This is a genomic window from Synechococcus sp. R55.4 (genome assembly GCF_047461935.1).
GTDB lineage: Bacteria > Cyanobacteriota > Cyanobacteriia > Thermostichales > Thermostichaceae > Thermostichus.
The window spans coordinates 1-26,344 of the sequence record NZ_JANSIF010000049.1 but is presented as its reverse complement, the minus strand read 5'-3'; the positions used below and the strand labels follow the sequence as shown (position 1 = coordinate 26,344).

The 26,344-nt window shown below is 58.1% G+C and carries 27 protein-coding genes; 18 read left to right on the top strand and 9 right to left on the bottom strand.

What is annotated here, in order from left to right; all coding sequences use genetic code 11:
* Positions 1 to 86 precede the first annotated feature (86 nt).
* The 3 genes from NW842_RS11155 to NW842_RS11145 form a co-directional block, all read right to left on the bottom strand.
* A complete protein-coding gene (locus tag NW842_RS11155) occupies positions 87 to 875 on the bottom strand; it encodes an ABC transporter permease (protein WP_414389515.1) in 789 nt (262 codons plus the stop codon).
* Positions 872 to 1,654 (bottom strand): uroporphyrinogen-III C-methyltransferase, encoded by a 783-nt coding sequence (cobA, locus tag NW842_RS11150; RefSeq protein WP_011432673.1) that lies wholly within the window; start codon positions 1,652 to 1,654, stop codon positions 872 to 874. Before cobA ends, NW842_RS11155 begins: the two co-directional genes overlap by 4 nt.
* A gap of 64 nt (positions 1,655 to 1,718) precedes the next feature.
* Positions 1,719 to 2,513: a sirohydrochlorin chelatase gene (locus NW842_RS11145; RefSeq protein WP_011432672.1), complete on the bottom strand. Its 795-nt coding sequence runs from the start codon at positions 2,511 to 2,513 to the stop codon at positions 1,719 to 1,721.
* Positions 2,514 to 2,655: 142 nt separating this feature from the next.
* Here NW842_RS11145 and NW842_RS11140 point away from each other — a divergent pair, with 142 nt between their 5' ends.
* Positions 2,656 to 3,609, top strand: coding sequence for an asparaginase (locus NW842_RS11140; protein WP_414418041.1), 954 nt, complete (start codon positions 2,656 to 2,658; stop codon positions 3,607 to 3,609).
* Positions 3,610 to 3,613: 4 nt separating this feature from the next.
* Here the strand turns inward: NW842_RS11140 and NW842_RS11135 are convergent, their stop codons facing one another.
* Positions 3,614 to 4,300, bottom strand: coding sequence for a DUF3318 domain-containing protein (locus NW842_RS11135; RefSeq protein ID WP_414329157.1), 687 nt, complete (start codon positions 4,298 to 4,300; stop codon positions 3,614 to 3,616).
* Positions 4,301 to 4,680: 380 nt separating this feature from the next.
* Between NW842_RS11135 and NW842_RS11130 the strand changes: the two genes are divergently transcribed.
* The 11 genes from NW842_RS11130 to NW842_RS11080 all read left to right on the top strand — a co-directional run bounded on the left by NW842_RS11130 (position 4,681) and on the right by NW842_RS11080 (position 12,298).
* Complete coding sequence (locus NW842_RS11130; RefSeq protein WP_414373976.1) at positions 4,681 to 5,259, top strand: hypothetical protein; 579 nt, start codon at positions 4,681 to 4,683, stop codon at positions 5,257 to 5,259.
* Positions 5,259 to 5,885: an RNA-guided endonuclease InsQ/TnpB family protein gene (locus NW842_RS11125; RefSeq protein WP_414374017.1), complete on the top strand. Its 627-nt coding sequence runs from the start codon at positions 5,259 to 5,261 to the stop codon at positions 5,883 to 5,885. Before NW842_RS11130 ends, NW842_RS11125 begins: the two co-directional genes overlap by 1 nt.
* Before the next feature lie 31 nt (positions 5,886 to 5,916).
* On the top strand, positions 5,917 to 6,552 hold the full coding sequence (locus tag NW842_RS11120; protein WP_414358146.1) for an FHA domain-containing protein: 636 nt from the start codon (positions 5,917 to 5,919) through the stop codon (positions 6,550 to 6,552).
* Between the two features lie 42 nt (positions 6,553 to 6,594).
* Complete coding sequence (locus NW842_RS11115; RefSeq protein WP_414373974.1) at positions 6,595 to 7,338, top strand: class I SAM-dependent methyltransferase; 744 nt, start codon at positions 6,595 to 6,597, stop codon at positions 7,336 to 7,338.
* Positions 7,339 to 7,355: 17 nt separating this feature from the next.
* The gene (locus tag NW842_RS11110; RefSeq protein ID WP_414374015.1) at positions 7,356 to 8,138 is read left to right on the top strand and encodes an ABC transporter permease; all 783 of its coding nucleotides are present in this window, start codon (positions 7,356 to 7,358) and stop codon (positions 8,136 to 8,138) included.
* Between the two features lie 341 nt (positions 8,139 to 8,479).
* Complete coding sequence (locus tag NW842_RS11105; RefSeq protein WP_414373972.1) at positions 8,480 to 9,193, top strand: DUF4394 domain-containing protein; 714 nt, start codon at positions 8,480 to 8,482, stop codon at positions 9,191 to 9,193.
* Between the two features lie 287 nt (positions 9,194 to 9,480).
* Positions 9,481 to 10,062, top strand: coding sequence for a sigma-70 family RNA polymerase sigma factor (locus NW842_RS11100; RefSeq protein WP_414418040.1), 582 nt, complete (start codon positions 9,481 to 9,483; stop codon positions 10,060 to 10,062).
* Complete coding sequence (locus NW842_RS11095) at positions 10,059 to 10,805, top strand: anti-sigma factor domain-containing protein (protein WP_414418039.1); 747 nt, start codon at positions 10,059 to 10,061, stop codon at positions 10,803 to 10,805. The genes NW842_RS11100 and NW842_RS11095 overlap by 4 nt, the downstream gene beginning before the upstream one ends.
* Before the next feature lie 133 nt (positions 10,806 to 10,938).
* A complete protein-coding gene (locus NW842_RS11090; protein WP_414329235.1) occupies positions 10,939 to 11,160 on the top strand; it encodes a DUF2839 domain-containing protein in 222 nt (73 codons plus the stop codon).
* A 40-nt stretch (positions 11,161 to 11,200) separates the two neighbouring features.
* Positions 11,201 to 12,028, top strand: a complete 828-nt coding sequence (locus NW842_RS11085; protein ID WP_011432809.1) for a carbon-nitrogen hydrolase family protein — start codon at positions 11,201 to 11,203, stop codon at positions 12,026 to 12,028.
* A 9-nt stretch (positions 12,029 to 12,037) separates the two neighbouring features.
* The gene (locus NW842_RS11080; protein WP_011432810.1) at positions 12,038 to 12,298 is read left to right on the top strand and encodes a glutaredoxin family protein; all 261 of its coding nucleotides are present in this window, start codon (positions 12,038 to 12,040) and stop codon (positions 12,296 to 12,298) included.
* Positions 12,299 to 12,335: 37 nt separating this feature from the next.
* Here NW842_RS11080 and NW842_RS11075 read toward each other — a convergent pair whose 3' ends face one another.
* On the bottom strand, positions 12,336 to 15,833 hold the full coding sequence (locus tag NW842_RS11075; RefSeq protein ID WP_414418038.1) for a DNA polymerase III subunit alpha: 3,498 nt from the start codon (positions 15,831 to 15,833) through the stop codon (positions 12,336 to 12,338).
* A gap of 117 nt (positions 15,834 to 15,950) precedes the next feature.
* Between NW842_RS11075 and selD the strand changes: the two genes are divergently transcribed.
* The 3 genes from selD to NW842_RS11060 all read left to right on the top strand — a co-directional run bounded on the left by selD (position 15,951) and on the right by NW842_RS11060 (position 18,963).
* Entirely contained in the window at positions 15,951 to 17,027 is a 1,077-nt protein-coding gene (selD, locus tag NW842_RS11070) for a selenide, water dikinase SelD (protein WP_414349883.1), read from the top strand.
* A 131-nt stretch (positions 17,028 to 17,158) separates the two neighbouring features.
* Positions 17,159 to 17,656 (top strand): hypothetical protein, encoded by a 498-nt coding sequence (locus NW842_RS11065; protein WP_414373966.1) that lies wholly within the window; start codon positions 17,159 to 17,161, stop codon positions 17,654 to 17,656.
* Between the two features lie 170 nt (positions 17,657 to 17,826).
* On the top strand, positions 17,827 to 18,963 hold the full coding sequence (locus NW842_RS11060; RefSeq protein WP_414357721.1) for an ABC transporter permease: 1,137 nt from the start codon (positions 17,827 to 17,829) through the stop codon (positions 18,961 to 18,963).
* A gap of 47 nt (positions 18,964 to 19,010) precedes the next feature.
* On the opposite strand, the gene NW842_RS11055 is transcribed toward NW842_RS11060, so the two are convergent.
* Positions 19,011 to 19,952, bottom strand: coding sequence for a hypothetical protein (locus NW842_RS11055; RefSeq protein WP_414418037.1), 942 nt, complete (start codon positions 19,950 to 19,952; stop codon positions 19,011 to 19,013).
* Between the two features lie 307 nt (positions 19,953 to 20,259).
* Here NW842_RS11055 and NW842_RS11050 point away from each other — a divergent pair, with 307 nt between their 5' ends.
* Positions 20,260 to 20,847 carry a hypothetical protein gene (locus NW842_RS11050; RefSeq protein ID WP_414329849.1) on the top strand — a complete coding sequence of 196 codons (588 nt, stop codon included), beginning with the start codon at positions 20,260 to 20,262 and terminating at the stop codon, positions 20,845 to 20,847.
* Between the two features lie 221 nt (positions 20,848 to 21,068).
* On the opposite strand, the gene NW842_RS11045 is transcribed toward NW842_RS11050, so the two are convergent.
* A complete protein-coding gene (locus NW842_RS11045; protein WP_414418036.1) occupies positions 21,069 to 21,956 on the bottom strand; it encodes a hypothetical protein in 888 nt (295 codons plus the stop codon).
* Between the two features lie 226 nt (positions 21,957 to 22,182).
* Between NW842_RS11045 and NW842_RS11040 the strand changes: the two genes are divergently transcribed.
* Together NW842_RS11040 and mnmA are read left to right on the top strand one after the other, a co-directional pair.
* Complete coding sequence (locus NW842_RS11040) at positions 22,183 to 22,932, top strand: HEAT repeat domain-containing protein (RefSeq protein WP_414418035.1); 750 nt, start codon at positions 22,183 to 22,185, stop codon at positions 22,930 to 22,932.
* A 102-nt stretch (positions 22,933 to 23,034) separates the two neighbouring features.
* Positions 23,035 to 24,141 (top strand): tRNA 2-thiouridine(34) synthase MnmA, encoded by a 1,107-nt coding sequence (gene mnmA, locus NW842_RS11035; RefSeq protein ID WP_414418034.1) that lies wholly within the window; start codon positions 23,035 to 23,037, stop codon positions 24,139 to 24,141.
* A gap of 58 nt (positions 24,142 to 24,199) precedes the next feature.
* Here the strand turns inward: mnmA and NW842_RS11030 are convergent, their stop codons facing one another.
* Positions 24,200 to 24,907, bottom strand: coding sequence for a glycerophosphoryl diester phosphodiesterase membrane domain-containing protein (locus NW842_RS11030; protein WP_414418033.1), 708 nt, complete (start codon positions 24,905 to 24,907; stop codon positions 24,200 to 24,202).
* A 65-nt stretch (positions 24,908 to 24,972) separates the two neighbouring features.
* Complete coding sequence (locus NW842_RS11025; RefSeq protein ID WP_414418032.1) at positions 24,973 to 26,268, bottom strand: FAD-dependent oxidoreductase; 1,296 nt, start codon at positions 26,266 to 26,268, stop codon at positions 24,973 to 24,975.
* Between the last annotated feature and the right edge of the window lie 76 nt (positions 26,269 to 26,344).

Below are 26,344 nucleotides of genomic sequence, written 5' to 3'. Positions count from 1 at the left end.
TGTACTTCATCAAAGCGCATTCCTCCCGGCACTGACCCTACGGGTACAGTGCGGGGCTCCTGCGATTTCTAGCTGAACCTGGCCCTCTAAGCTCCCATTCCCGAGTACTGTTGCAAGCCTTTGCGCCACAACCAGCGGTTAGCCAGCCAGAGCAGGCCCGTCCAGGCCAGGCCCATGCCAAAGCCGCCCAGAATATCCACCGGGATCCCTGCCCAGAGGCTGGCGGGAAAATGCACCAGGTAGGGGAAGGGTGTCCAGGCCAAGACCTGGCGCACGGGTGGTGGGAACACCTCCAGAGGAGCGATCACCCCCGAGAAAAACAAGTACACCAAAAAATGGAACTGCTCCAAGGCCGTCACCCGTTCCACCCAAAAGGCCAGCAGCGCCAAGGTGTACTGCATGAGAAAGCGCAGGGCAAAAGCCAGGAGAATGGCCAGGGATCCCAGCCCCGCCTGGGCCCAAGAGGGGATCCAAAAGGCAGGGGGGTAGAGGACGAAGAAAAGGGCGATTAAAACCAGGGTAAAGGGGAGACGGGCCAAGCGCTCCATCAGGTGGCTGGCCACATGGTGCCAAGCCGGATCCAGAGGCTGCAACAGGCGAGGAGATAATTTGCCTTCGACCACCTCTCGCTCAAAGTCCCAGATGACCCAGACGATGGTGAACTGGCGCACCAGGAACACCGCCAGAAAGTAGCGGATGAACTCCAGAGCAGACAGCGAGAAGTCTCCTGAGCGGGCTGCCTCGCTCCACACCCCCATCATGATCAGGGGCAGGGATCCGGCCAACACCCACAGGATCAGCTCGGCCCGGTACTCCAGCATGTAGGCGTAGTAGGCGGAGAAGAGGGCACCCAACTTGCGAAAGAAGGCGTTCATGGAGATTCCGGTTGCGCAAGCGCTGCGGAGCAATACGAGACTGGCGGACGCAAAGTGGGCAACAAGCTGGCCAGGCTGACCACCGCTCCCACCACAACAATTGAAGGCGGTGCTACGGGCGAGGGCTGCCCAGCCAGAGTCTGCAGGCGGAGCAGATGAATCTCTTGCTCAGGGGTGGTGCCCCAGCGGATCAGGGCAACCGGGGTATCGGGAGCTTTCCCTCCGGCCAACAATTCAGCGGCAATGTGGCTGAGGTTGTGCATGCCCATGTAGATCACCAGGGTTTCCACCGCCCCGGCCAAAGCCCGCCAATTGACCTGAGGGCGGTATTTCCCTGCCGCCTCATGTCCGGTAACAAAAGCAACTGAGGAGCTGAGGTCGCGATGGGTGAGAGGGATCCCGGCATAGGCGCTGGCGGCAATGCCCGCCGTAATTCCCGGCACCACCTCCACCGGGATCCCGGCCTGCACCAGAGCCAACATCTCCTCGCCGCCTCGCCCAAAGATGAAGGGATCCCCCCCTTTGAGCCGCACCACCACGGCTGCCGTCCGAGCTTTCTCCATCAGCAAGGCTGTGATCTGCTCCTGGGGCAAGGTGTGAGCGCCGCAGTGTTTGCCAGCATAGATCCGTTCTGCCGTCGGCGGGATCAGCTCCAGGATGGAGGATCCCACCAGAGCATCGTAGATGACCACATCCGCGTGGGCGAGTAGCGCCTTTCCCTTCACCGTCAGCAGCCCTGGATCCCCAGGCCCTGCCCCCACCAAATACACTTTGCCCATCTCAAGTCCTGGTCGCGTCATTGCTGTTGGAAATATCCATTTTGAGGGAACGGGAAAGATTCGGCTATTCCAGCGCCGGGCTAAAAGCCTGGAGTGTCTCCACAATGGCCTGCATCAGTTGAGGATCCCGCCAGAGGGGCGGCTCCACCTGGATTTGGAGCAGAGGCCATTCCCGCTGTAATCGCTGAGCCTGTTCTTGTAGGGCGCGCAGCAGACCGCCTGGAAAGAGAAAAAACGGCAGCACCCGTAGACGGCACTGGCTAAGGCGCAAGCAATGGATCACGACCGCTTCTAAGGTGGGGGACTGGGCAGCAAAAGCCACATGCAAGGGGATCTCGGGCAAGCGCCGTTGCACAGTTTGGATCCCGGCTTGGAGCTGGGCGGCAAACCCCGGCAGACGGCTGCCATGGCCAAGCACAATCCAGGCATCTGCCCGTTCGCCGGATTGCCTGAGCGTTGCAGAGCAAGAGGGCTGTGGAGCCAGAATGCGAGCCACCAACAGATCCAGGAGGGCCGGGTGCTGGCCAATGGGGGGTGTTAACCGGATGGGCAGGCGCGGCCAGCGAGCTTGAACCTGCTTCACCGCAGCCGGTAAATCCTCTTCCACATGGGATCCCTCGCCCATAAACAGCGACAGCAGCACCACTTGATCGGGAGATCGGCCTGCGCCCAGCCAAGCTGCCAGCCGTCCTTGAATCTGTTCGGCCAGGGTGAGAGGCTGACCTTCCAACTGGGCCAGCTCCACCGGCTGGGGAGCCAGCTGCTGCTGCACCCGGGCCAACAAATCTGCCAAAGCCTGCTGATAATCGGGATCCCGGCTGCCGTGACAGACCAAAAACACCAGGGGATTGGAGGACATGGCAGAGGTCAGGGATCCGAGCGGAAGGGTTCCATTTTGCTACTTTAGGGGATCCCGCCAACTTCTCGCGTAGGATCTGCGCGTATGATTTGAAGAGTACACACCCTCTTTCCCAGCTTCGTCAGCCCTTTCCCAGGTTTTCATGTCATTTGAGAATCGTTCCACCACCCCTGAACTCTTAATCCATGTCTTGCGGGAGGGGTTGACCGAATCTATCCATCATTGCCAAGCTGTCGTGGCCGATAGCCGCGGGCGTTCTCTGGCCATGGCCGGCAACAGCACCACCCCTGTTTTTGCCCGTTCTGCCCTCAAACCTTTCCAAGCACTGGCCATGCTCTCCACCGGCATCCGCGAGCGCTACCGCCTCAGCGAGAAAGATATTGCCATCATGTGCGGATCCCATCAGGGCACCACGGCTCATGCGCGGCAGGTGTTCAGTATACTGTGGCGGGCCGATCTGTCTCCCGATTTGCTGGTCTGCCCCACCCCACCCGGCAAGCCCAGCCCCCTGTGCCACAACTGCTCCGGCAAACATGCTGGCATGCTCGTGGCCAGCCGCGCCCAAAACTGGACCTTGTCAGACTATGCCCAGCGGCAGCATCCGGTGCAAGCGCTGGTGCGGGCCAAGTTGGCGGATTTGCTGCAAATGCCCTCGGAGGAGTTTTTGTTTGCGCGGGATGACTGTGGGGTGCCCACCTACCAATTGCAACTGAACCACCTGGCTTCTCTATTCGCCCAACTGACCGCCGGCGAGCGGCCCGACTTGGAATCGGTAGCACGGGCCATGACCCATCACCCGGAGATGGTGGCCGGACAGGGGTGTTTCGACACGGAGTTGATGCGGGCTACTCAAGGGGATCTGGTGAGCAAATCGGGTGCTGAAGGGATCCAGTGCATTGGCCGGGTGGGGGAAGGCATGGGCCTGGCCATCAAGGTCCAGGATGGAGCCGCCCGGGCCAAGTATGCCCTGGCTTTGCACCTGCTGCAGCGCATGGGCTGGATCCAGCCTGCCGCCGCCGAGATGCTGGGGGAGCGCTTCCTTCGCGTCGGCCCCTACACCCGCCTAGAAGTAGAAGGGGAACTGCGCATGCCTTGAAGACTCAGCGCTGGAAGGGGTTTTGGTAAGGATTGGGGCCGGGGTTGGAGCTCTGGCCTTTGTTGCGGTACTTAGGATTGATGGTCAAGGTGCCGGATCCCAGGCCCCGCTGCGCCAAAAACTCCAGGTTGCGGCGGCGCATGGTGGTGTCGTAGTCGTTCTTGACGCGATCTTCGAGGATGGCCACCTGCTGCAGCGCGCTCAGCAAGATAGCAGCAGCTTGCTCGGAGGTGTAGCCATTCTGGGAGGCATAGCGCACGGCAAACTCGTCGGCTGCTACCTGGGCCTTCTGGCCCTTCTCCGCTTTGCGCAACAGAAACACCGCTGACGCGGCCAAGCCTGCTGCTAAGCCAACGCCGAGGTTATCTCCCATCTGCAGCTCTACCAAAATGCCCATGCTGCCGGCCCCGATCAAGGCGGGATACAGCAACAACGCCGACCAGTTATCCCCCAAAGCCAGCTCTGTGGCCATCACCGCTTCTCGCAAGAAGTAGATCTTCTGCTGGTCAGGGCTCAGCTTCTGCCAACGGCTGAGGTCAATGGCAAAGCGAGAGTACTTTTGCCAGGGGAAGCGCCACAACGGCTGCACAACCCGAGACTGGTCAGGGGTGCCGATCTCGATCTGCACTTCAGGGCGGATCTCCACTGGGAGAAACTGGATCAGGCGGTCAAAGTCGGAAATGGTATACATGCTGGCACGGTGCGGTTAAAGGAGCGGCTGGAGATCATTACCCCCATAGTATAAGGATCCTAGCCTTCCTTGCAGGCTAGCTCCAAGAAAGCCTTTTGCGATTTGAGGTCTGCGTCCATGCCATCTCACCTGTAATGCCGTCTCACCCTCAACTGAATTGACTGTAAAAACCAGACCAGCTTGTTCTGGATCAGTTGTCATTTTTGCAACGCGCCCATCTTTTGGGCCTTTCTGCCCTTGAGAGGCAGGGGAAGTAGAGGACGCTGTCGGTATAAGTTGACCAAAAAACTGGGTTCAAGCCCCGCCCTAGGGCCTACGGCCCGCTGACGCGAGTAGGGCGGCTTTTTGCTAAAATCCGGCTAGCACGAGTAGGGTTTCCGATGTATTTTGCTCGGAAGCTAAAGTTGGGGTTTTCAGAGCAACTGCAGCATCTGGCTTTAGCCGCGGGCGAGCTATACTCCAAGACCTTGGTTTTCTTTTGGCGAGTGGCACGCAAGAAAGGCTTGTGGTTAAAGCCCTCGAGTTTGATGCGCTGGTTTCCCAACAGTAGTGGAAACGAACTTCACGCCCATAGTGCCGATGCAGTGGTACAAAGTTTCTTTGCTTCTCTGAAGTCTTGGTACAAGCGTCGTAAAACGGATCCCAACGCCAAGCCCCCCAAAAGACGGCGGCGCTACTTCAAGGTCATCTGGAAGTCCTCTGCCATTAGGGTTCGGGGTGGGAAGTTAGTTCTTTCCAACGGCAAGACCAACCCGCCTGTGGTTATTCCTTGGGCATGGGATACACCGGTGCAGGTAGAAATCGGCTGGGACGGCAAGCAGTACGAGTTGCGGGCCTGCTACGAGTTAAGTAGGCCGGAAGGGGAAGTAACGGCAAAGGCTGGGGAAGTAGCAGGTGTCGATTTAGGGGAAGTGCATTTAGCTACTGCTCACGACGGTCGGGCAACTTTATATAGCTAATTTATATAGCTAACGGGCGGTTACTGCGTTCCCAAAGGCGTTACCAGAACAAGCTGAAGGGCAAGCTCTCCAGGCTAATGGCTCGCAAGAAGAGAGGCTCGCGGCGCTGGAAGCGGTTAGTTCGTTCCAAGCAGCGTCAGTTAGCTAGGCTGCGTAGACAGATTACGGACGTTTTACACAAGCAAACGACCAGGCTTGTCTCCACGCTCCACAGGCGAGGCGTGCAGACGGTTGTGATTGGGGACATCCGGGATATCCGGCGGTCGGCCCAGTACAACAAGGTAGCGAACCAGAAAATCCACCAAATGCTGTCGGGACAGGTGCGGCGGCTGCTCACCTACAAGGCAGAGAAGTTGGGGATGTGGGTGGTGTTGCAAGAGGAACGGTACACCTCGCAGAAGTGCCCGCGTTGCCACATGCTCCACAAGCCCAGGGGTAGGGAGTATCATTGCCGGGCTTGTGGCTTTCGGTTTCACCGCGACGGCGTAGGGTCGGTAAATCTGAGACGAAAGTATCTGGGGCAGTTTGATGTCCCAGTAGTTGGGGTGATGGCATCCCCCATCGGGTTGAGGTTTCGACCCCATACCCGGTGTAGCTCAGTAAGCAGGAGTCATTCTGCAACCTGAGAAAGAATCCCCCGGCTTCAGGCGGGGGAGAATGTCAAATAAGATGGTGGTGTATGATTTGAGCCGATGGCGGGCGATAAGAGGGGGAAGTCCTCATTCTGGGGTTAACTGCAGCTTCGTTGCCTGGCCGTCCTTGGGCTGCCGTTTCCAACACCTCAACCACGCCGAGCGCACCCATAGCATGAACGCTTCTGCTGCCCAACCCAACCCTGCTCACCTGGTCTTGATCTTCACCGATCAGATGGGTCGGCGCGGTGTTGTCCTGGACAACATTTACTACTCGGTAGGCCGGGCAGTGAACAACCACATTCGCCTTTACGACCCTTGCGTCTCTCGCAAGCATGCGTTGATCATCCGCATTCCCGATGAGAACCGGGTTGGATATGGCTATGTGGTGTTCGATGGCGGCTCTGGATCTGGCCGCAGCACCAACGGCCTATTCGTCAATGGGAAACGGGTTTTGTCCCATCGCCTTGAGTTGTTGGATAAGATAGGCTTTGGCCCGAATGTGACGGCAATTGTGGAGAGCACCGACCGCCTCACTCCCGAAACCCTGGCCGGTCTGTTAAAGCCTTTATCCCCCGGCGACCACAGGGCCCTGCTGGGATCCCAGAAGAAAACCTCGGAAGAGATCCCGAAAAAAAACGGCGACTTTACCGCCGCCTGATTCCCTGCCCCGAATTCAGCAGATGATCGAGCTCTGATTGCTGTGCCCCCCATTCCACCTGCGCTGAGCGGCTACTGGCAAAATGCCTTTGACCTAGAAGACCATCTGGGATCCTTCCTGGGCCTTGCGGCTGCCGATCTGCGGGAGAAACTGCGGGCAGGGCAGCAAGAATTGGCGGAGTTGGGCCGGCGAGACTTTGGCTGGGATCGGGCAGATGCGTTTTATCGGGATCAGGTGGGATCCGCCTATTTGCTGGACTTGGCTGCTTGGCACCTGAGCAGCACCGACTACATCGGCGATACCTTACGCCTGGTGGCGGATCATGCCCGCGGGTTGGTGTTGGATTTTGGCGGCGGCATCGGCACCCATGCTATCGGGGCGGCCCTCTGCGCAGCGGTGGATCAGGTGATCTTCTGGGATATCAACCCCATCCATCGGCAGTTTGTGCAATGGCGGGCGGAAAAGCTGGGCTTAACCGAGCGCATCCACTGTCCAGAAAACTTCCCAGAAGAGATCTTTTTTGACACGGTCATCTGCTTCGATGTGGTGGAACATCTGGCGGATCCGGCAGCGCAGTTGCGGCAGTTTTACGACTGGCTCAAGCCGTCAGGTAAGCTTTTGATCAACTGGTACTTTTTCAAGGGGTTTAACGGCGAGTTTCCTTTTCACCTGGACGACCCGCAAAAGGTAGAGCAATTCTTTCAGGTGCTGCAAAGCTGTTTTTTGGAGGTGTTTCACCCCTATTTCATTACCGCCCGCTGTTACCGCAAGTGGGATAAAAGCTGAGATTGGAGAAAACCAAGGTGCTGCGCTATTTGCGGATATTGTGGCTGTTTTGGAGCACCTCAATCGCGGCAGAAATGGAGTACCGTGCCAATTTTTTCTTTGCCAGCCTCAGCAGTTTGGGTGGGTTGGGATCGGCTCTGTTTGGGCTGTCGTTGTTTTACCAGCAGGGGCACCGGCTGGGCGGTTGGAGTTGGCCGGAAGCCCTCATCGTGTTGGGGGTGTTCACCATTCTGCAGGGGGTGTCGGCCAGTCTCTTTAACGTCAACCTCAATCGCATTGTGCAGCAGGTGCAGGAAGGCACCTTGGATTTTGTTTTGCTAAAGCCAATAAGCAGCCAGTTTTGGCTGTCGGCCAGGGTGTTTTCCCCCTGGGGCTTGACGGATGTGGGTTTTGGCCTACTGCTCATTCTCCATGCCGGGATCCAGCTCCATTTGCCTGCTTGGGCCTATGCTCTGGGGCTGCTGCCTCTGCTGCTGGGGCTGATCATCCTCTACAGCCTCTGGTTTATGTTGGGAGCCACCAGCATTTGGTTTGTCAAAATCTACAACGTCACCGAGGTGCTGCGGGGCCTAGTAGAGGCAGGACGATTTCCGATAGTGGCCTATCCGGTGGCCTACCGCGTGTTTTTCACCTTCGTCGTGCCGGTGGCTTTCCTGACCACCATCCCGGCGGAGACCCTGCTGGGGCGAGCCCAATGGCCGTGGCTGCTGGGATCCGCTCTGCTGGCGGCAGGGCTGTTGTGGGGATCCCATCTCTTCTGGCGCTTTGCCCTGCGCTTCTACACCAGCGCTTCCAGTTAAAGTCTGGGCCAAAAAGCTTGGATCCCACGCATCCGAGTTTCCAGGAGTTGAGTAATTTCTACAGACGCGCCCCACGCGCTGACATCGCGGAGAACAACTGCCTTCAGTACAAGGCAGAGGGAATCGCAGAGTTCTCTGGGTTGAGGGCAAAAAAGTTTTCACTGCAGCGCTTTGCAGCCACAGGCTCTGTGGTTTAGGGGGGCTTGTCTGTCAGTGGTTTTGATGGTTTGTCGATCTTTTGAGGAGCCTGTTCAATGCACAAACACACAAGCTTTGTAGCAGCATCTGTGATAGCCGGCAGTTTTGCTCTCTTGGGCTGCGGCAGCAGCACTTCGTCTTCGATGATGCCTTCCCAAGCGGATTTGGTGGCTTTGAGCGGCGGCAATCGCCTCACTTTCATCCGCTCTGCCGATGCCTTTGTGCAGGGATCCCTGACGGTAACAGGAGTGAACGGCAACCTCATTGGTATCGATGTGCGCCCTGCCAACCGGCTGCTTTACGGGCTGACCGACACCAGCATCCTTTACACCATCAACTTGCAGACCGGTGTCGCTACCGTGGCCAGCACTCTGTCGGTTCCCTTCACCGCGGGCACGCTTTCTGGCATGGATTTCAACCCTGTTCCGGATCGGCTGCGCTTGGTGGGAGCCAATGGCCAGAACTTCCGCATCAATGTGGATACGGGCGAAGTGATCCAAGATAGACCTTTGGCCTTTGGCCCAATGGAACTACAGGGATCCCAGCCGGCCATCACCGCCGCCGCCTACACCAACAATGTGGCGGGTGCCCAATCCACGCGGCTGCTGAACATCGACGGGCAACGGAACCTGCTGGTGTTGCAGAATCCCCCCAACGATGGGGTTCAGGTGCCCATTGGCCCTCTGGGGGTGAACTTCGGCCCTATGGGTGGGTTTGACATCCGTACTGCTGATGGAGTGGATACCGGCTTTGCCATCGGCGGCTCCACCTTGTATCGAATTGACCTAAACACCGGTCGGGCCACATCCCTGGGCACGCTGCCGGGTGGGCCGTTCTTTGGCTTGGCTGCCCTCTAGGAAGGCCGATTCCTATTTGCCTATCTAAATCAAGATTCATCAGCGTTAATCAACATTTTGAATTCATGGGTTTGGATCAACTTTTTGAAATCATTGCCGCAGTTGATCCCTTGCGTGGCCCGATCCCAGCTCAGGATTGGGCCTTCTATTTCCCCACAAGTCAGGGTTGACCTTCGCCTATGCAGACGATAAATTATGAAAGCCGCTGCCCTGCTTGGGTTGTCCTGGGCGATGCTTGTGCCTCTGCAGTTTCTTTCTCTTTTCCATCCCGTTTCCTCTTCCCACTCATGAAGATCGAGGGTGACAAAGCTGAGGGATCCCTGCAGGAAAAAACCGATGCAGAGGTGTTTGCAGCCCTAAAAGCAGGCCGGTCACAAGCTCTGGCCATTCTCTACGACCGACATGCCGGCTTGGTGTACGGAATTGCCTGCAAAATGCTGGGCAACACTGCCGAAGCCGAAGATCTCACCCAGGATATTTTTTTGAACTTGGCTCGTTCCTCCTTTGATCCCAGACGGGGATCCCTGCGCACCTACCTGAGCATCTTGGCTCGCTCTCGCTGTTTGGATCGGCTGCGCTCTTGGCGGAATCGACAGCGCTCCCTGGAACAGGGCAGAGTGGAATTGCAGGGTAGTCCTGCTGCGGATCCCACCTTGGAGCAGTTGGCCCAAGCGGAACGGGTGGCCGAGGTGCAAACGGCTTTGGCCGAGTTGTCCGAAAGTCAACGGCAAGTCTTAAAGATGGCCTATTACGAAGGCATGAGCCAAACGGAAATTGCCAAGCAACTGGATCTGCCTTTGGGAACGGTCAAAGCCAGAGCTCGGCGGGCTCTGCTGCGGCTGCGCGAGTTGTTGGGAGGCCCCTCATGAAAGCCGAATCTGTGTCTCCCGAAGAACTGCAACTGTGGCTGGCAGGCTATGTGCTGGGGGATCTCTCCCCGGAAGAGGCCGACCGGCTGGAGGCATTGCTCAAGCTGCGCCCGGAGCTGCACCGAGAACTGCAGGCTTTGCAACAGGCATTGGAGACAGCCTACGGTATAGAGGAAAAGCAACCCCCCCCTACCCTGCGGGCTTCTCTGTTGCAGGCGCAGGCAGCCCAACCGATGCACACCCCCACCTGGGTTGCCAAGGGATCCCGTCTCTGGCAGCGGGGCTTGGGGGCAGTGGCCGCAGGCTTGATCGTCGCTTTGGGGCTGGGGAACCTCTACCTGTGGCGCAGGCTGCAGCTAGCCCAGACTCAAGGGATCCCTGGCGAGGTGTTGACCTATGAATTGCAGCCGACTGCGGAGAACCTGGCCGGCTCGGTCAAGCTTGAGGTGGATCCCCAGCGCCTGCAAGGGCGATTGGTGGCCCAAGGGTTGCCGCCTTTGCCGGAAGGCCGGGTCTATGCCCTGTGGGTGGTGCTGGAACCGGAGGCGCCCTTTACCACCGATAGGGCGGGGGCCGTTCTCGTGGCAGCTTTTCCGGTGGATGAAACAGGAAATCGCCAACAGGAGCTGCGCCTACCGCCGGTGTTTGAATCTACAGAATGGGTGCGGGCTGTGGCCATTACCGAAGAGGATGGCAATCGTCCCCAAGAGCACCAGGGATCCCCTTTGTGGATTTCCGGCTAGGGATGGATTGGCGTGGCCCGATGGCACAAGTAGGCGATTGTGATGCAGATGGATGTCAACCCAGTCTTGTGACCAAGGCAGAAGGCCTTAAGATAAAAGTCGCCACCCCAGCGAAGAACTTGGAGGCCACCCCATGGGCGAAGCGAAGCGCCGTAAAACCCGCATCAGCCAAGATCCCGACCAAGAGCTGGTGTTTCCCAACCTCAAGGATATTCCCCTCACCAAAGGGCAAGCTCGCGCCATCTACAATTGGACAACCCGTGGCGCTTGGGCAGGCATCATTCTCCTGGCCATCATTTGGGTGGTGATCCGATTTGTAGGGCCTGCCTTCGGCTGGTGGCATCTGGTCGGCTAGCCGGCCGGATCCCCTTTAGCATCCTTTGGAGTTTCCGTCTATGCGCTCTTATCTGGCAGCCGCCATTCAAATGACCAGCATTCCCGATCTGGCCAGCAACTTGCAGCAGGCGGAAGAGTGGATCGACTTTGCAGTGCGCCAGGGATGCGAGCTGGTGACGCTACCAGAAAACTTTGCCTTCATGGGGCCGGAAGCCGAGAAAGCCCGCCTTGCTCCTGAGATTGCGGAGCGGGCGGAGGAGTTTTTGGCCAAGATGGCCCAGCGTTACCAAGTATTTATTTTGGGAGGAGGGTATCCTGTGCCGGACGGGCAGGGCAAAGTTTACAATACCGCTGCCCTCTACAGCCCTGACGGCAAAGAGCTGGCCCGCTATCGCAAAATCCACCTGTTCGATGTCAATCTGCCCGACGGCAATACCTACCGCGAGTCGAACACGGTGGTCAGCGGAGATGAGGTGGTCACCTGCGAGCAAGAGCAACTGGGGAACCTCGGTTTGTCGGTCTGCTACGACGTACGCTTTCCAGAGCTGTACCGATCCCTGGTGGATCGCGGAGCCCAGATTTTGCTCATCCCTGCCGCCTTCACGGCCTACACGGGTCGGGATCACTGGCAGGTTTTGCTGCAATGCCGGGCCATTGAGAACACCTGTTACGTGATAGCCCCCGCCCAGGTGGGCACCCACTACGAGCGGCGACAGTGTCACGGCCATGCCATGATCGTGGACCCCTGGGGGACTATCTTGGCGGATGCGGGTGGCGAAAAACCGGGGGTGGCCATTGCTGAAATTAACCCAGAGCGTTTCCAGTTGGTCAGGCGGCAGATGCCTTCCCTACAACACCGTCGGCTGGCCTGCACCGTCACCCGCTAGGGATCCGCTGTGCCTTGGCCCCCCCTGATTCTCTACAGCAAACCCGGCTGCCACCTCTGCGAGAGCTTGGTGGAGAAGTTGCGGCAGATCCCCGAAATCCGTGATCTGGAAGTCCGCGACATCACCTCCAACCCGAGTTGGTGGGAGCAATACCAACTGGAAGTTCCCGTGCTCACCCTGGCAGGGGATCCCGAGCGACCTTTGCCACGTCCTTCCCCTCGGCTGACGGTGAGCCAGTTGCGGGCTTGGCTTGAGAAACAGCTCCGTTGAATTTCTCCTGCTGCTGCCGGAGCTTTCTCTGCCATGCCTATGGAGAGAGCAGCGATTCGCTGCGGGCGGTGTAGCCGGCTTGACGCAGGGCTTCAACGGCGGCTTGGGCATTGTTAACCCAAAATTGGGATCCCATTCTCACCCAAAGGGTATGGGGATGGGCGGTGATGGCAGCCACGACAGGAATGCGATTTTCTTCTTTAATTTCCGAGCGTTGGCGAGCGATTAGCGTCTGTAAACGGTATCGATCCTCCAGTGTCCCAGCAGAGTCGAGAGGGATCTCCACCGTTACCCAACTAACAGATTCAATCGGTTGTAAATCTTCCACAATCAGTTGCACCTGTTCATCCCGCTGATCCACTTTGGCCCAAACCAATAGCCGTTGATCCACCTCCAGGCAACCGCGCAAACGTTCATAGGTTTTGGGGAAGATCACTGCTTCACAACTGCCGGTGAGATCTTCCAGTTGCAAAATGGCCATGCGATCCCCTTTCTTGGTTGTGACATTTTTAATGGCAGTCACCAGGGCGAGAACGCCCACAGAGGCATCGGCTGCGCAGCCGCCCAAGTCAGCTAGGTTTACAGGGGCCAGCAGCCGCGCTTGCTCCTGAATGCGCCGCAGCGGATGATCCGAGACATAAAACCCCAGCAGCTCCCGTTCTAGCCTCAACTTTTCCTGAGGTGGAAAATCCTCGGTAGCCGGCCCACGCGGAGCCTCCACAAATCCATTGCCGGCGCTGCCACTGCTCCCCAGTAGATCGAACAAGCTGGCTTGGCCGATGGCTTTGGACTTGGCTCGCTGCGCTGCCCAACTGAGGATGGGATCCAAATCGGCAATTAGTTGTTTACGATTTCCAGAAATACAATCAAAAGCGCCCGCACAAATCAGGGCCTCCAGGGCACGACGGTTAACAATGCGCAGATCCACCCGCTGGCAAAAATCCGCCAGAGAGGTGAAGGGGCCATCAGCTTGACGGGCAGCCAAAATGTTTTGAATGGCCCCCTCCCCTACATTCTTCACTGCCCCCAGACCAAACAAAATGCTGGATCCCTGGGGAGTAAAGTCCATTCCAGAACGGTTGATATCCGGCGGCTGAATTTGGATCCCAATTGACAAGCAATAGGTAATGTAGCGCTGTACCTTGTCCTGATCTCCCCCCACAGAAGAGAGCAAGGCTGCCATATATTCCGTTGGGTAATTGGCCTTGAGGTAAGCTGTTTGAAAAGTAATCAACCCATAGGCAGTGGAATGCGATTTATTGAAGCAATACTCGGCAAAAGCAACCATTTGATCAAACAATTCTGTGGCAACTTCTTGGCTTACACCCCGCTTGGCTGCCCCCTGCACAAATTGCTCGCGGTGTTTCTCCATCTCGGAGACTTTCTTTTTCCCCATCGCTCGCCGCAGCAGATCGGCTTGGCCTAAGGTGTATCCGGCCATGTCTTGGGCAATGCGCATGATCTGTTCCTGGTAGAGGATGGCTCCGTAGGTATCCTGAAGAATGGGCTTGAGGAGTTCGTGGGCATAGGTTACCGGTTTGCGACCGTGCTTGCGATCGATAAAGTCGGGGATCATTCCCGTATCCAATGGGCCTGGCCGGTACAAGGCCAATACTGAAGAAATATCTTCCAGGTTGGAAGGTTTGAGCTCCCGCACCACCTGCTTCATGCCAGAAGATTCCAGTTGGAAGATCCCTTCCAGCTCTCCCTTTTCCAAAAGCTGGTAGGTTTTCTTGTCGTCTAGGGGTAGGTTATCCAGATCTATATTGACGCCATTGTGTTCTCGGATCAGTTCCACTGCCCGCTGAATCATCGTCAGGTTGCGCAGACCCAAAAAGTCCATCTTCAGCAAGCCCAAAGACTCGATATCTTCCATCGAGTACTGGGTGATAATTTGGCCTTCATTGTTGTACTGCAGAGGCACGATCTCATCTAAGGGATCCTTAGCAATCACCACACCGGCAGCGTGAACCCCGAAGGTTTTGTTGGTGCCCTCCAACAAACGTGCCAGCTCGATCCAGCGGTGGGTGGTTGGGTCTTTCTCGTATTTTTCTTTGAACTCTGGAGCGGGAGTATCCTCGCCAATCATCTCTTCCAATTTTGCGGGCTTGCCTCGGGATACCGGGATCAATTTCGCCATTTTGTCGGCTTCTGAGTAGGGAATGTCTAAGACTCGACCGACATCTTTGAGAATGGCTTTAGAGGTCATGCGGTTAAAGGTGATGATCTGGGCGACTCGCTCTTGGCCGTATTTGCGGGTCACATAGTCGATCAGCTCTCCCCGCCGCTCGATGCAAAAATCCGTATCGATATCCGGCATCGATTGACGTTCTGGATTGAGAAATCGCTCAAACAGTAGGCCGTATTTAACCGGGTCAATGTTGGTAATTTGTAGGGCATAGGCCACCAGGGATCCTGCTGCCGAGCCTCGCCCCGGCCCCACCGGGATCCCCTGCTCGCGGGCATAGCGAACGTAGTCCCAGACCACCAGGAAATAGCTGGAGAAGCCCTTTTGTTGGATGATGTTCAGCTCAAAGCGCAGGCGCTCCTGGTAGTTTTGGGGGATCTGATCCGGCTGAGCAACACCGCAGCGCTTCGCCAGCCCCTGCCAGGCCAATTCTGTGAGATAGCTATCGGCAGAATGGCCCGGTGGAACCGGGTAGTCGGGCATGCGCATTTCCCCAAATAGGTCATAGCCCTCGATCTTTTCCAGCACCTTCAGGGTGTTGGCGATGGCCTCGTCAATCACCTCCTGTTCCAAATGGTCACGGCAGAGACGGCGCATCTCTTCTGGGCTTTTCAGGTATTCGGTTCCGGTGTAGCGAAGGCGATTTTTTTCAGTAAGGGATTTGCCTGTTTGAATGCAGAGCAGCGCATCGTGGGCCTCTACATCCCAGCAGGAAATAAAATGGCTATCGTTGGTGAGGATGATCGGGATCCCCAATTCGCGGGCGATGCGCACCAACTGCACATTGACAAAGCGATCTTCTTGATAACCGTGATCCTGAATCTCGATGTAATAATCATCCCCAAACTGCTCTTGGTACCAAGCGGCAACTTCACGGGCAATTTCTGGCCGCCGCTGCAAAATAGCTTGAGGCACTTCTCCTGCCAAGCAGCCGCTGGTGACGATCAGCCCTTCTTTGTATTGCACCAAATACTCTTTGTTGATGCAGGGGCGAGAGAAAATCCCTTTCCCTTGAATGCCATGTAGATGGGAAATGGTGGTTAGCTTCACTAAGTTTTTGTAGCCCTGGGTGTTTTTGGCCAGAACCACCTGGTGATACTTGGGGTACTTGCGGCTTTTATCGCGGATATCGCCGTTGATCACGTACATTTCATTGCCGATGATTGGAGTAATCCCTTTGCTTTTACACAGTTTCACCAGCTCTAACGCCCCATACATGACACCGTGATCCGTCAGGGCCAGCCCCGGCAAACCCATAGCGACCACCTGCTCGATCAGACGCGGCAATTGGCTGGCGCCATCCAAGAGGCTGTATTCGCTGTGGAGATGCAAAGGAACAAAAGACATGGCAACGCTATGGATAGTGGGATCCCTTTAACCTTAACTCAGCGTGTCCATTTCTCGACTGCCTGCAGATGCCGCTACAGTAAAGTCAGCTGATGTTTTTTCCCTTTTCTTGAATCTATGGATGCTCCCATTCGCCTCACCCAGTACTCCCACGGCGGTGGCTGCGGCTGTAAAATTGCCCCGGCCCTGCTGCAACAAATTCTTAAGGATGTGCCCCTGCTATCCCCAAATCCGGCTTTGTTGGTGGGAGCTGAAACCAGCGATGATGCGGCTGTCTATCAACTAAACGACCACCAAGCCCTAATTTTGACCACCGACTTCTTCATGCCGATTGTGGATGAGCCGGTGGATTTTGGTCGGATCGCGGCGACCAATGCCCTTTCCGATGTCTACGCGATGGGGGGCACTCCCATTCTGGCTTTGGCGGTTTTGGGCATGCCGGTCAATACCCTGCCGATGCAGGCCATCCAAGGGATCATGGCCGGAGGGATCCAGGTTTGCCAAGAAGCCGGGATCCCTTTGGCAGGGGGGCACTCCATCGATTCGCCGGAGCCCATCTTCGGCTTGGTGGCAGCAGGTTTGGCCCATCCACACCACATTCGCCGCAATGCCACGGCCCAAGCCGGGGACGATCTGATCCTGACCAAGCCGCTGGGGATCGGGGTGATGACCACCGCTCTGAAAAAGGGTCAGCTCAGTGCGGCAGGCTACGCGGAAGTTTTGCAGGTGATGACCCAGCTGAATCGCATCGGCTCGCAACTGGCTCGGCGACCGCAAGTTCACGCCATGACGGATGTAACAGGGTTTGGCCTGGTGGGACACTTGCTGGAAGTCTGTCGCGGCTCGGGGGTGGGGGCCAGTTTGGATCTGGCTTCCATTCCGTTTTTGGCAGAAGCGCTCTCGCTGGCAGAGGCGGGGATCTTTCCAGGGGCGGCTCGTCGCAATTGGCAGGGCTATGAGGGGGTACAGGCAGAATCCCTGCCCGAGTGGCAGCAACTGCTGCTGGCAGATCCCCAAACCAGCGGGGGCTTGCTGGTGGCGGTGGATCCCGGCTACACCTCAGATCTTTTGCAGGAGCTGCACAGTGCCGGCTACCCCTACGCCCGTCGCATTGGCCGCTGCCAAGCCGGAGATGCCGACAATATTAGAATCCATGTTACCGGCGAGATCATCCCCAGCCCATCGGCAGCCTGAAGAAGACCCTCTGGCAATGCTCGCAACACAAAGTCTCGATAGAGGGCTCAATATGAAGATTGCGTCAAGCAGCTCTGAGAAAGTTAAAGATCCCATGTGAGGCAAGGGAAGGTTGAGATATCCTAAAATCTATGAGCGAGCTTCCCCCCAGCCATAGTCTGGTCCAGCGAGTCGAGCCTGGCCAATTGATCCGCACCCTCAGCAGTGGGCAATTGCTGATGGTGGATCCACAACGGCACAACGCCCTGATCATCTGCAAGACGTTTCATGCCGAGTTTGCCGGGCCAGGCGCTGCGGTGGGGGGGCCCTTGGATGTGGAGTCCGGCGGCGTTGTCCCGATTGGGGATGTGGTTTTGCTGCATCCGCAAGACCACCAAGAGCGGCAAAGTGCCTATGCCAAGCGGCTGCACTGGATGCGTTGGCTACAGCAAATCACCGACAATCCTTTGCCGGCCCAGCGGGCGCGGGTTTTGCTCTTTAGCTTAGAGGAATTTTTCTCTGCGGATTTGGTTAGCCAATTGCCAGATGACATTTTGGCGCGGCTGGTGGGAGTGCTGCCCCAGACGGTTGCTGCGGTGCGGATGGAGATGATGGCCCGCTATAGCCCCAACTATTCCCTGGCAGGCTGAGCTTTTTCAGACTGGGGAAGGAACTCGTCCTGCTGATGGGAATCGGTGACAGGCTGCCGGCCCTCACCTCTAGCCCCTCTCTGCAACTGGAACGAGACACGATCAGCTACACTGAAAGCCAATTTGCGTTGGCAGTTGGTTCAACTGGACTCGACCGGAATCTTTGCCTCATGCAGTGGTGGAAACGGCTTCGCCAAAACCGATGGGCCCAAGTAGGAGCTTACATTCTCCTTGTTTTCTACGCCTGCGCCATTTTTGCCGAGTTTGTTGCCCCCTACAGCCCGCTGGAATCGCAGCCGGGGGGATCCCTTCTGCCGCCCACCGCCATTCACTTTTGGGATGAATCGGGCGCTTGGATTGGGCCCCACGTTTATCCAACCCGCCAGGGGCCAGTGGATCTGGAAACGGGAGAACGCCCGCTCTTGGTGGATACCAGCCGTCCCGCCGGGATCCGCTTGTTTGTGGCCGGTACTCCCTACCGTTGGTTGGGGTTGATCCCCTGGGATCGGCATCTGTTTGGCACCGTCCCGCTGCGGCCTGTTGCAGAAGAGGGACAGGTGGGATCCCCAATCGGCGAAGAGCCCTCTGTGGCACGGCTACACCTGCTGGGCACCGATGATCAAGGTCGGGACTATTTCAGTCGCTTGGTCTATGGCGGGCGCGTCAGCCTGTTTATCGGCTTGGTGGGCATTGGCATCTCTTTCCCCATTGGTCTGCTGGTGGGGGCCATATCCGGCTACCTTGGGGGCTGGGTGGATACGCTCCTGATGCGCTTGGCAGAGGTGTTGATGTCGATTCCGACGCTGTATCTGCTGGTGTCGCTGGCAGCGGTGTTGCAGGTGAATCCGCTGACCGGGGTGCCTTTCAGCAATGCCGAGCGCTTCTTGGTGATTGTGGTGATCCTCTCTTTTGTGGGTTGGGCGGGCCTAGCCAGGGTGATTCGTGGGCAGGTGCTGTCCTTGCGAGAGCGGGACTTTGTGCAGGCAGCGCGGGTAGCCGGGGCTGGATCCCTGTACCTGCTGGTGCGGCATATTTTGCCCCAGACAGCTACTTATGTGGTGATCTCGGCAACCTTGGCGGTGCCCGGCTACATTGCGGCAGAGTCGGTGCTGAGCCTCATCGGGTTGGGGATCCAACAGCCGGATGCCTCTTGGGGCAACATGCTCTCGCTGGCCACCAACGCTTCGGTGATCATCCTACAACCCTGGCTGGTGCTGGCCCCAACGCTGATGGTGGTGCTGACCTCTCTATCCTTTAACCTGCTGGGGGATGGTTTGCGGGACGCCCTCGATCCTCGGGAAGGGTGAGCTGCTTCCCCATTGCGCCGAGTGAGGGGAATGGAGTGGCCTGCAAATCACCGCTTTCCGTCGGGATAGAGCCGGTTTAGACCCTTGCGAGCCTTAGCATGGACATCCAGGGTGGCATCCATTTTCAGGATCTGCCGGTAAACTTGCTCGGCACGAGCCACTTCCCCTTCCTGTTCCAACTTTTCTCCTAGCTTGAGCAAGTTTTGGGCTGAGAGATCTGCCCAAGGATTCTGTTCGGCTGTTGGCTCCTGCAGTTGCCGCAGCTCTTCTAGGCGCTCTTGCACCATCGGTCGTAACAGCCAAGAGTCATCCAGATCCAAAACCTCTCGGTAGTAGCGCTGGGCCTCTTTAAAGTTCTTTTGCTCGTCGTAGGCTTCCGCCAGTTGTAGCGCCAGTTCCGCTGTGGGCTGATCCTTAAACTGGCGATGCAGTTGGTTCAGTCGCCGCACAAAGGGGGATCCCTGCTGCGGGTTTTTCAAATCCGGGGCGTGCTGAACCGGCAGATAGTCGTCCCTCTTCGCCGATGGTTGAGGGGAAGGGGCAGGCTCTGCAGCTTGAGGTCGAAGGGGCGCTTGGCGGCTGATGCTTTTGGGATCGATGGGGGTGGGCTTGTAAACCCAAATTGGCTGATCCGGAGGAGATGCGGGTGGGGTTGGGCGTGGGATCGGCTGCGGCAAGGGAATGGTCTTGCGATCCGGCGGTTCAGGAGATGGCTGCTTCAGCTCCTCAAGGGTGCTGGGAGGTTTGGGGGCCTGAAATTGAATCGCTTTGGGAGTCTCCCTGCCCTCTTGGGCCAATTCTCGGTACAGAGCGGCCAATTGAAGGTAACCCGCCTCCTCGTAGGCGGTGGCCAGCCAACGGGCATTCTCTGGGCTGGGATCCGCACGATAAGCTCGCCGGAGCAACTGCAAAGCAGTGCCGTAGTTGCGCTCTCGAATGGCTGCCCGTCCCAAACTCGCTGAGCTGACCCCGATGGTATCGCTGGCCATAGTCCCCCATCTGTCTTGGCGCCGACAATAGAGCTAAGAGTTAAGGCTGAGCTGCTGATAATTCAGGTTTTCCAAGCCAGCCACGTGGGTTGACGCTTGCTTAATATAACTGGATTCCTTGGCCATAGCATACCCTCACCAGCCGGGATGTTATCTGCTCGGACAGCTCCCTCTTGTTGAGATCTCTCGCTTTATATCAATTCAATGTCGATATTGAGGGTGGGATTGGATTGAGATCTGGATGCCAAGTTAACTTTCGGGCTAGCTTGTAGTCAGATCTTCAGCAGCAACAGGTTCTGACGCCAACATGATCCAAGACTTTCGAGAGCGGTACCCCATGGGCAGCTTGCTCACCGATCTGTTGCGGGTGGAAGAAGGGATCTACATCGTCAGAGCCCAGGTGGTGGTGAACAACACGGTTTTGGGCAGTGGCATGGCTGGCTCGAACACCGTCGAAGAGGCGGAAGATGCTGCCTTGAAGCGCGCCCTCCACCACGCAGGATTTGGTCGCCCCACTTCCTCTTTGAGTTTGGGCATGGATTCTGCTGCCGCCAGGGTGCCTTATCTGCCAACTCCTGAGTTGGCCAACGGACACGCTCAGTCTTCCCCTGCTTCTCCAGCCCCCGAGTCGATAGGGATCCCTGCAAAGCCAAGTTCCCCAGAGCTGCCCGGTCTAAGTGAGCCGGCGGCCTATGGGGATGACCTATCGGACATCATTGCCCAAACGGATGTGGAGATGCAGCGCATTGGCTGGGGCCGCAAGGAAGGACAAGAGTTTTTGGAACGTCGCTTTCAGAAGAAATCTCGCCACCAACTAAGCGACGCCGAGCTGCGGGAGTTTTTGCGCTACCTAAAACAGCAGCCCTCCCGCCTCAGCAGCGAACCCCGCTTTTGAAGTCTTCTCGGCCTTGCCGCCAAGATCTCGGGATCTGGAGATCTGGCAACTCCTATCTTCCAACTAGGGTTGTTCCGAGCCCGTTCAAGTAGCCTCTGACCCTTGCCCCCGGCCCCTCTGGAAGGGGGAGTTGGGAATCAAGCCAGCCAACTGTTTTACTGCTAGTTGGCTGCTACTTGGAATAAGCCCGTTCTACCGTCGGTGTCTTGCTGCTGCTGAAGCTAGGGCGCACCTACAATCACGCTGGTGTCTTCCATTTGCTTCACGACCGTTTCTCCCCCTTCCGAGAGCACAACCCGTCGCTCTGGCACCGATACTCCGGCCACCTTGGCGGTTTGGTAGTTTTGCCCGGCCTGCACCACAGCGGGAATGACACCTGGGCCAGAAACCAGAGCAAAGGACTCGCCGCCGATCTGTATCATCCCGGAAACCTGTACACTGCGGGCAAACGCAGCTGGGTCAGGGGTAGGCGTTGGGATCGGGGTGGCCACGGCTACAGGCGCTCCATTGCCGTCGCCAGGAGGGGGCAAAACCGGAGGTGGAGGCAGGGGCGGCAGGACAATCTGCGGTTCAGGAGCACGCACGTTTTGAGGCACAAAGGGATCCACACGGCCAGCCCCACTCAAGGCCCGCTGGGTTTCCTGCTCTCGATCCACCGGTGGGATCAGGCTGGAGGCGGCTTGGGCAACCTGCAGAAGGGAGGGCACCGGCGGCGGTGGGGGTTGATCGGGGGCGGTCTGGCCAAAGCTGGCAGGCAAGTTCACCGTTTGTTGCCGGGCGAGAGCTTGCATCTGGCTGGCTCCGCGGGCCAAGGTGGCGCTCATATCCTGTTCCCAAGTCCCTGCAGCATTCAGCCGCATGATCACAGGGCTGGTTCCCCCCCGAGACTCCACCCAAATTTCCGCTTCTGTGTCGCTCAATCGCCGCGAGCTGAGGATCCGGGATCCCGGAGCCAAGAGGGGCCGAAGCGCCAGTTCGGCCTCAGGAACAGCCTGTTCGTTGGCCAGAGCCGGGAACCAACGGGGGGCCAAAAACGCAACGCCCCCTGCCAACAGCAGGCCGGCTACAAGAAAGCAGGACAATGGGCGAGCAGGCAGCGATTTCAGCATAGAGACCACCGGGAGAGAGCCTCGTATCCTCTCCACCAAAATATCCAAAATCTTCGGGATGGGGCCAAGCCGAGCTGCTTTTCTCGACAACAGTGCTAGGATTTGTCGATCGAAACAGTGGCACCATGTCCCCAGAGATCCCGACCGGGCCAGACAAAGACGGCCTCTGTCCAAGCGCAGCCTCGTTTGCCATACTGAAGAAAGATTGTAAATATTTGTTAACGCCATGACTGTCTCTGCTTTGGATCCCGCCAACCCCGCCCGTTTACAGGAGATCGCTCAACGCTTGCGCAGCCCGCGTTCTGCGGACCGGATGGTGGCCTTGGCCCAGTTGCGGGATGTGCCGGCAGAGCAGGCGGTGCCGCTGATTTTGCAGGTCATCGACGATGAGAACCTGCAGGTGCGCTCTTTTGCCGTCTTTGCCCTGGGGATCAAGCAAACGGACGCCTGTCTGCCCAAGTTGCTGGAAATCCTCACCCAAGACCCGGACTACGGCATTCGCGCCGACGCGGCAGGTGCCCTGGGCTACTTGGAAGATCCGCGGGCTTTTGAGGCCCTGGTGCGCGCCTTTTACGAAGATGTGGAGTGGCTGGTGCGCTTCAGTGCCGCGGTGGCCTTGGGGAACTTGAAGGATCCGCGGGCTTACGAGGTGCTTCTGCGAGCCTTGGATGGGCCGGAGGTGTTGCTGCAGCAAGCGGCCATTGCGGCTTTGGGGGAATTGGGGGATCCGCGGGCCCTGGATCACATCCTGCGGTTTGCCCAATCGGAAGACTGGCTGGTGCGGCAGCGGCTGGCCCAAGCGCTGGGCAATTTGCCTTCCCCCAAGAGCGTTTCTGCTCTCAACTACCTGGCCAGGGATCCCCACGATAGCGTTGTGGCGGCGGCTCTGGATTCGCTGCGGCGCTTGCGGCAAAGGGGCATCTCAGAAACCACCCCTGAGAAGGGATCCGGGCCAGCCAATTCTGAGGAAGGCTAAAGTAAAGATCCCGGCTCAGCTTGTTCCGGGTTCCCCAATTCCCAGAGAGAGGCCTCCTCTGTTTCCGGCTGAGCCTTTCTTTTCCTAGGATCCCTTGTCTCAATGGTTATCAGCCCCCACTCATCGGTTTCACCTGTTGCATCCCCGTCGCGGCCCCGCATTGTGGCGGCCCTTTCTGGGGGTGTGGATAGCTCTACGGTGGCGGCCCTTTTGCAGGAACAGGGCTACGCCGTGGAGGGGGTCACCCTCTGGCTCATGAGGGGGAAGGGGCAGTGCTGTACCGAAGGCTTGGTGGATGCGGCAGCTGTTTGTGAGCAGCTGGGGATCCCGCACCATGTGGTGGATAGCCGCGAGCTGTTCCAGGCCAACATTGTCGATTACCTGGTAGCCGGCTACGCGGAGGGCATTACTCCCCTGCCCTGCTCCCAATGCAACAAGCTGGTGAAATTCGGCCCGTTGCTGGCCTATGCCCGCGAAAAGCTGGGCATCTCGCAGATGGCCACCGGCCACTACGCACGGGTGCGCTTTAACGCCGGGCTAGGACGTTACCAACTCCTGCGGGCGGTAGATCGGCAGAAGGATCAGTCCTATTTTCTCTACGACCTCAGCCAAGAGCACCTAGCCCATAGCCTCTTCCCCTTGGGCGAGTACACCAAGGCCCAAACCCGTCAGTTGGCTGCCCGCTACGGGCTGGTTACAGCCGACAAGCCCGAAAGCCAGGATCTCTGCTTGATTGAAACCTATGGCTCGATGCGGAGCTTTTTGGATCAGTACCTTGGGCAAAGGCCAGGGGAAATCGTCGATACCCAGGGGCGAGTGCTGGGATCCCATGAGGGCATCCACCACTACACGGTGGGCCAGCGCAAGGGGTTGGGGATTGCCTCTTCCCGTCCGCTTTACGTGGTGCGCATCGATGCGGCCATGAACCGCGTTGTCGTGGGGGAACGGGAGGAGGCTACCCAGGCTGAAGCGTGGGTAAGCCAAGTCAACTGGGTCTCTATCCCGGCGCCGGCGGCATCCTTGGCTGTTGAGGTTCAGGTGCGCTACCGTACCCCCCCAGTGCCCGCCATGGTGATCCCGGAATCGCCAGAGCGGGTAAAGCTGCAGTTTGCCGAGCCGCAGTTTGGGGTCACTCCTGGCCAAGCCGCCGTCTGGTACCACGGGGATCTCCTGCTGGGGGGAGGGATCCTGGAGCGCCCTTCTCCCTAGGCCAACTGCAACTTCCCTCTCGCCAGGGGGGAAGGATTGGGGCTGAGGGCAAGCCAAACTACGCTGCTTGCGCTTGCAGCTGCTGCAGGGATCGGAATAGGAGCACCGTATAGATATCGAAGATAGGCGCAACTGCTGTGGCGACGGCATTCCGAACCACAACTGCACCTAGGGTAGCTCCCAGGATCCCCCCAACAAAAAACGAAATCAGGATCGCGATGCCGAAGATCAAGGCCACAGCCAGAAATGCCCAAAACACCCCCCACCAACGGCCCCTGACGAGGTTCCAACTGTAGCCCAACCCTTCCGTGGCACCTTTGTCTTCCAGGGCAATCGCGCAGAGCGTGAAAGCCAGCCTCACCCCCCAGTAGATTCCGGGAAGCACAAACAACAGCATCCCCAGCGAGACAATCAGCACCAGCAGAATGCTGCCGAATACCAGAGGCACTGCCCTAGAGACAGCCCGATCCAGGCTGTTGCCCAGGGGAGGAGTGCGCTGCTTCAAGTGCTGATCCACCAGCCAAAAGGCTGCCCCGGCCAGGATGGGCAGGCCGATCAGGCCATAGGCCAAGTTGAGGATCCCCCCGGCAAGCGGGATCAGCTCCGCGACGATGGGAATGATAAAGCCAGGAGAGGCCAGGATCAGCAGCGGCCCATAGATGGGGCCCGCCATCTCGAATGACCGCTGCAGGAGCGGGATGGGGCTGAGGGTAGCGTTTTGCATGACAGAGGGATCCTCGTGGGCAACCAAGTCCACCCCCTTCATACCACGGGATCCCAGCTTTGTTGCTGGGAATAGGCTTAAGAAAGTCTGTATTGCTTTGTACAGATCTAGGCGGATTTTTGGAGAATCCACGCCGCTGCCTGTTCGCCGCTGCGCAGGGATCCCTCGATGCTGCTCTGGTGAGTGTACTCTCCAGCCCAGAGAAGGCCTGGCAGGCCGCTACGGGTGGGAACCAAATGCTGCTGGAAGCCAGGCGGCTGCACAAACTGGGCAAAAGGGATGCGATACACCCGCAGCAGGCGCAACTGTTTCAAGGGGGCTTTGGGAAAATAGACCTGCAGCTCGGCCCGACAGGTTTGGGCCAGCTCCTCGTCGCTTAAGGGGGGATCCCCCAATACGGTCACCGAATAGAGGTGTTGGCCAGGAGGAGCCAGTGCCGGGCTGATGCGGGTGAGCTGAACCCAGTGGTTGATCCTGCCTTGGACGCCAGCGTTGAGGTACAAGTAGGCGCCGCGGGCTAGAGAAAAGGGAGCGCAGAAGTAGAGGCAGGTAACCGACCGTCCCTGGGTGGGGATGGGCATAGCGGCATGGGGACAGAGCTCTGCTTGCCAGGCCCGCGCCTGAGGGGCCTCGGTGGCGCAGACCACCCACTCGGCAGGGATCTCCTCTCCGCCGGCGGTGCGGATCCCGCGCACTCTCCCTTCCTCGACCAGGATGCGCTCCACCGGGGTTTGGTAGCGAATCTGTTCGGGGGACAGGTGACCGGCCAGTTGTCGGGCCAGTTCTCCCATGCCCAGCGCTGGGGTGACAATGGCCCCCTCGGCCATCATCTTGAAATAGAACGCCAAGAGACGGGCACTGCTGGCCAGCTCTGGATCCAGAAGAATGCCGCGGAAAAAGGGGTAGAAGAAGTGCTGGCAGATCTTGGCGGAGAACCCGTACCCCTCTAGGAACTCTCGCACCGAGCCATCGGATCCCCCCAGCCCTTCCTGGAAGACCTGCTCCGGCGTGCGCTGCGCCAGCTCCGCTCGCAACTGCAGCACCTTGAGCTTGTCCCCAAAGCTGGCCAAGGGGTTGAGCAAAGAGGGGAGAAGGCTGGACAGATCCCGTAGGGGATCCCCCAACAGCCAGCAGCGACCGGGTTGAGCCAAAATAGCGCCGGGCCGGTAGGGACGGGGATCGAGCTTGCCCAGATCCAAATGCTGTCGCACTTTGGGATAGGCGGTGAACAGCACCTGAAAACCGCGATCCAGGCGAAAGCCATCCACCTTGTCGGTACGCACCCGCCCCCCAGGGCCGTCGCTTTTTTCCAGAACCAGGACATCCCTCCACCCCGCCTGGCTCAGCACTTTGGCGCAAGCCAAGCCGGCCAGCCCCGCCCCAATGATGACAACTTTGCCCATGCTGATACATTTACGCTGAACACTGCTGAACATCACTGTTCAACTATGCAGCGATAGCATTCTGTTTGTTTCCAAC

Bases quoted from the DNA above. Each gene is read 5' to 3' on its own strand.
- NW842_RS11155 (WP_414389515.1), bottom strand. From the start codon at position 875: ATGAACGCCTTCTTTCGCAAGTTGGGTGCCCTCTTCTCCGCCTACTAC.
- cobA (WP_011432673.1), bottom strand. From the start codon at position 1,654: ATGGGCAAAGTGTATTTGGTGGGGGCAGGGCCTGGGGATCCAGGGCTG.
- NW842_RS11145 (WP_011432672.1), bottom strand. From the start codon at position 2,513: ATGTCCTCCAATCCCCTGGTGTTTTTGGTCTGTCACGGCAGCCGGGAT.
- NW842_RS11140 (WP_414418041.1), top strand. From the start codon at position 2,656: ATGTCATTTGAGAATCGTTCCACCACCCCTGAACTCTTAATCCATGTC.
- NW842_RS11135 (WP_414329157.1), bottom strand. From the start codon at position 4,300: ATGTATACCATTTCCGACTTTGACCGCCTGATCCAGTTTCTCCCAGTG.
- NW842_RS11130 (WP_414373976.1), top strand. From the start codon at position 4,681: ATGTATTTTGCTCGGAAGCTAAAGTTGGGGTTTTCAGAGCAACTGCAG.
- NW842_RS11120 (WP_414358146.1), top strand. From the start codon at position 5,917: ATGTCAAATAAGATGGTGGTGTATGATTTGAGCCGATGGCGGGCGATA.
- NW842_RS11105 (WP_414373972.1), top strand. From the start codon at position 8,480: ATGATGCCTTCCCAAGCGGATTTGGTGGCTTTGAGCGGCGGCAATCGC.
- NW842_RS11100 (WP_414418040.1), top strand. From the start codon at position 9,481: ATGAAGATCGAGGGTGACAAAGCTGAGGGATCCCTGCAGGAAAAAACC.
- NW842_RS11095 (WP_414418039.1), top strand. From the start codon at position 10,059: ATGAAAGCCGAATCTGTGTCTCCCGAAGAACTGCAACTGTGGCTGGCA.
- NW842_RS11090 (WP_414329235.1), top strand. From the start codon at position 10,939: ATGGGCGAAGCGAAGCGCCGTAAAACCCGCATCAGCCAAGATCCCGAC.
- NW842_RS11085 (WP_011432809.1), top strand. From the start codon at position 11,201: ATGCGCTCTTATCTGGCAGCCGCCATTCAAATGACCAGCATTCCCGAT.
- NW842_RS11075 (WP_414418038.1), bottom strand. From the start codon at position 15,833: ATGTCTTTTGTTCCTTTGCATCTCCACAGCGAATACAGCCTCTTGGAT.
- selD (WP_414349883.1), top strand. From the start codon at position 15,951: ATGGATGCTCCCATTCGCCTCACCCAGTACTCCCACGGCGGTGGCTGC.
- NW842_RS11065 (WP_414373966.1), top strand. From the start codon at position 17,159: ATGAGCGAGCTTCCCCCCAGCCATAGTCTGGTCCAGCGAGTCGAGCCT.
- NW842_RS11060 (WP_414357721.1), top strand. From the start codon at position 17,827: ATGCAGTGGTGGAAACGGCTTCGCCAAAACCGATGGGCCCAAGTAGGA.
- NW842_RS11055 (WP_414418037.1), bottom strand. From the start codon at position 19,952: ATGGCCAGCGATACCATCGGGGTCAGCTCAGCGAGTTTGGGACGGGCA.
- NW842_RS11050 (WP_414329849.1), top strand. From the start codon at position 20,260: ATGATCCAAGACTTTCGAGAGCGGTACCCCATGGGCAGCTTGCTCACC.
- NW842_RS11045 (WP_414418036.1), bottom strand. From the start codon at position 21,956: ATGCTGAAATCGCTGCCTGCTCGCCCATTGTCCTGCTTTCTTGTAGCC.
- NW842_RS11040 (WP_414418035.1), top strand. From the start codon at position 22,183: ATGACTGTCTCTGCTTTGGATCCCGCCAACCCCGCCCGTTTACAGGAG.
- mnmA (WP_414418034.1), top strand. From the start codon at position 23,035: ATGGTTATCAGCCCCCACTCATCGGTTTCACCTGTTGCATCCCCGTCG.
- NW842_RS11030 (WP_414418033.1), bottom strand. From the start codon at position 24,907: ATGAAGGGGGTGGACTTGGTTGCCCACGAGGATCCCTCTGTCATGCAA.
- NW842_RS11025 (WP_414418032.1), bottom strand. From the start codon at position 26,268: ATGGGCAAAGTTGTCATCATTGGGGCGGGGCTGGCCGGCTTGGCTTGC.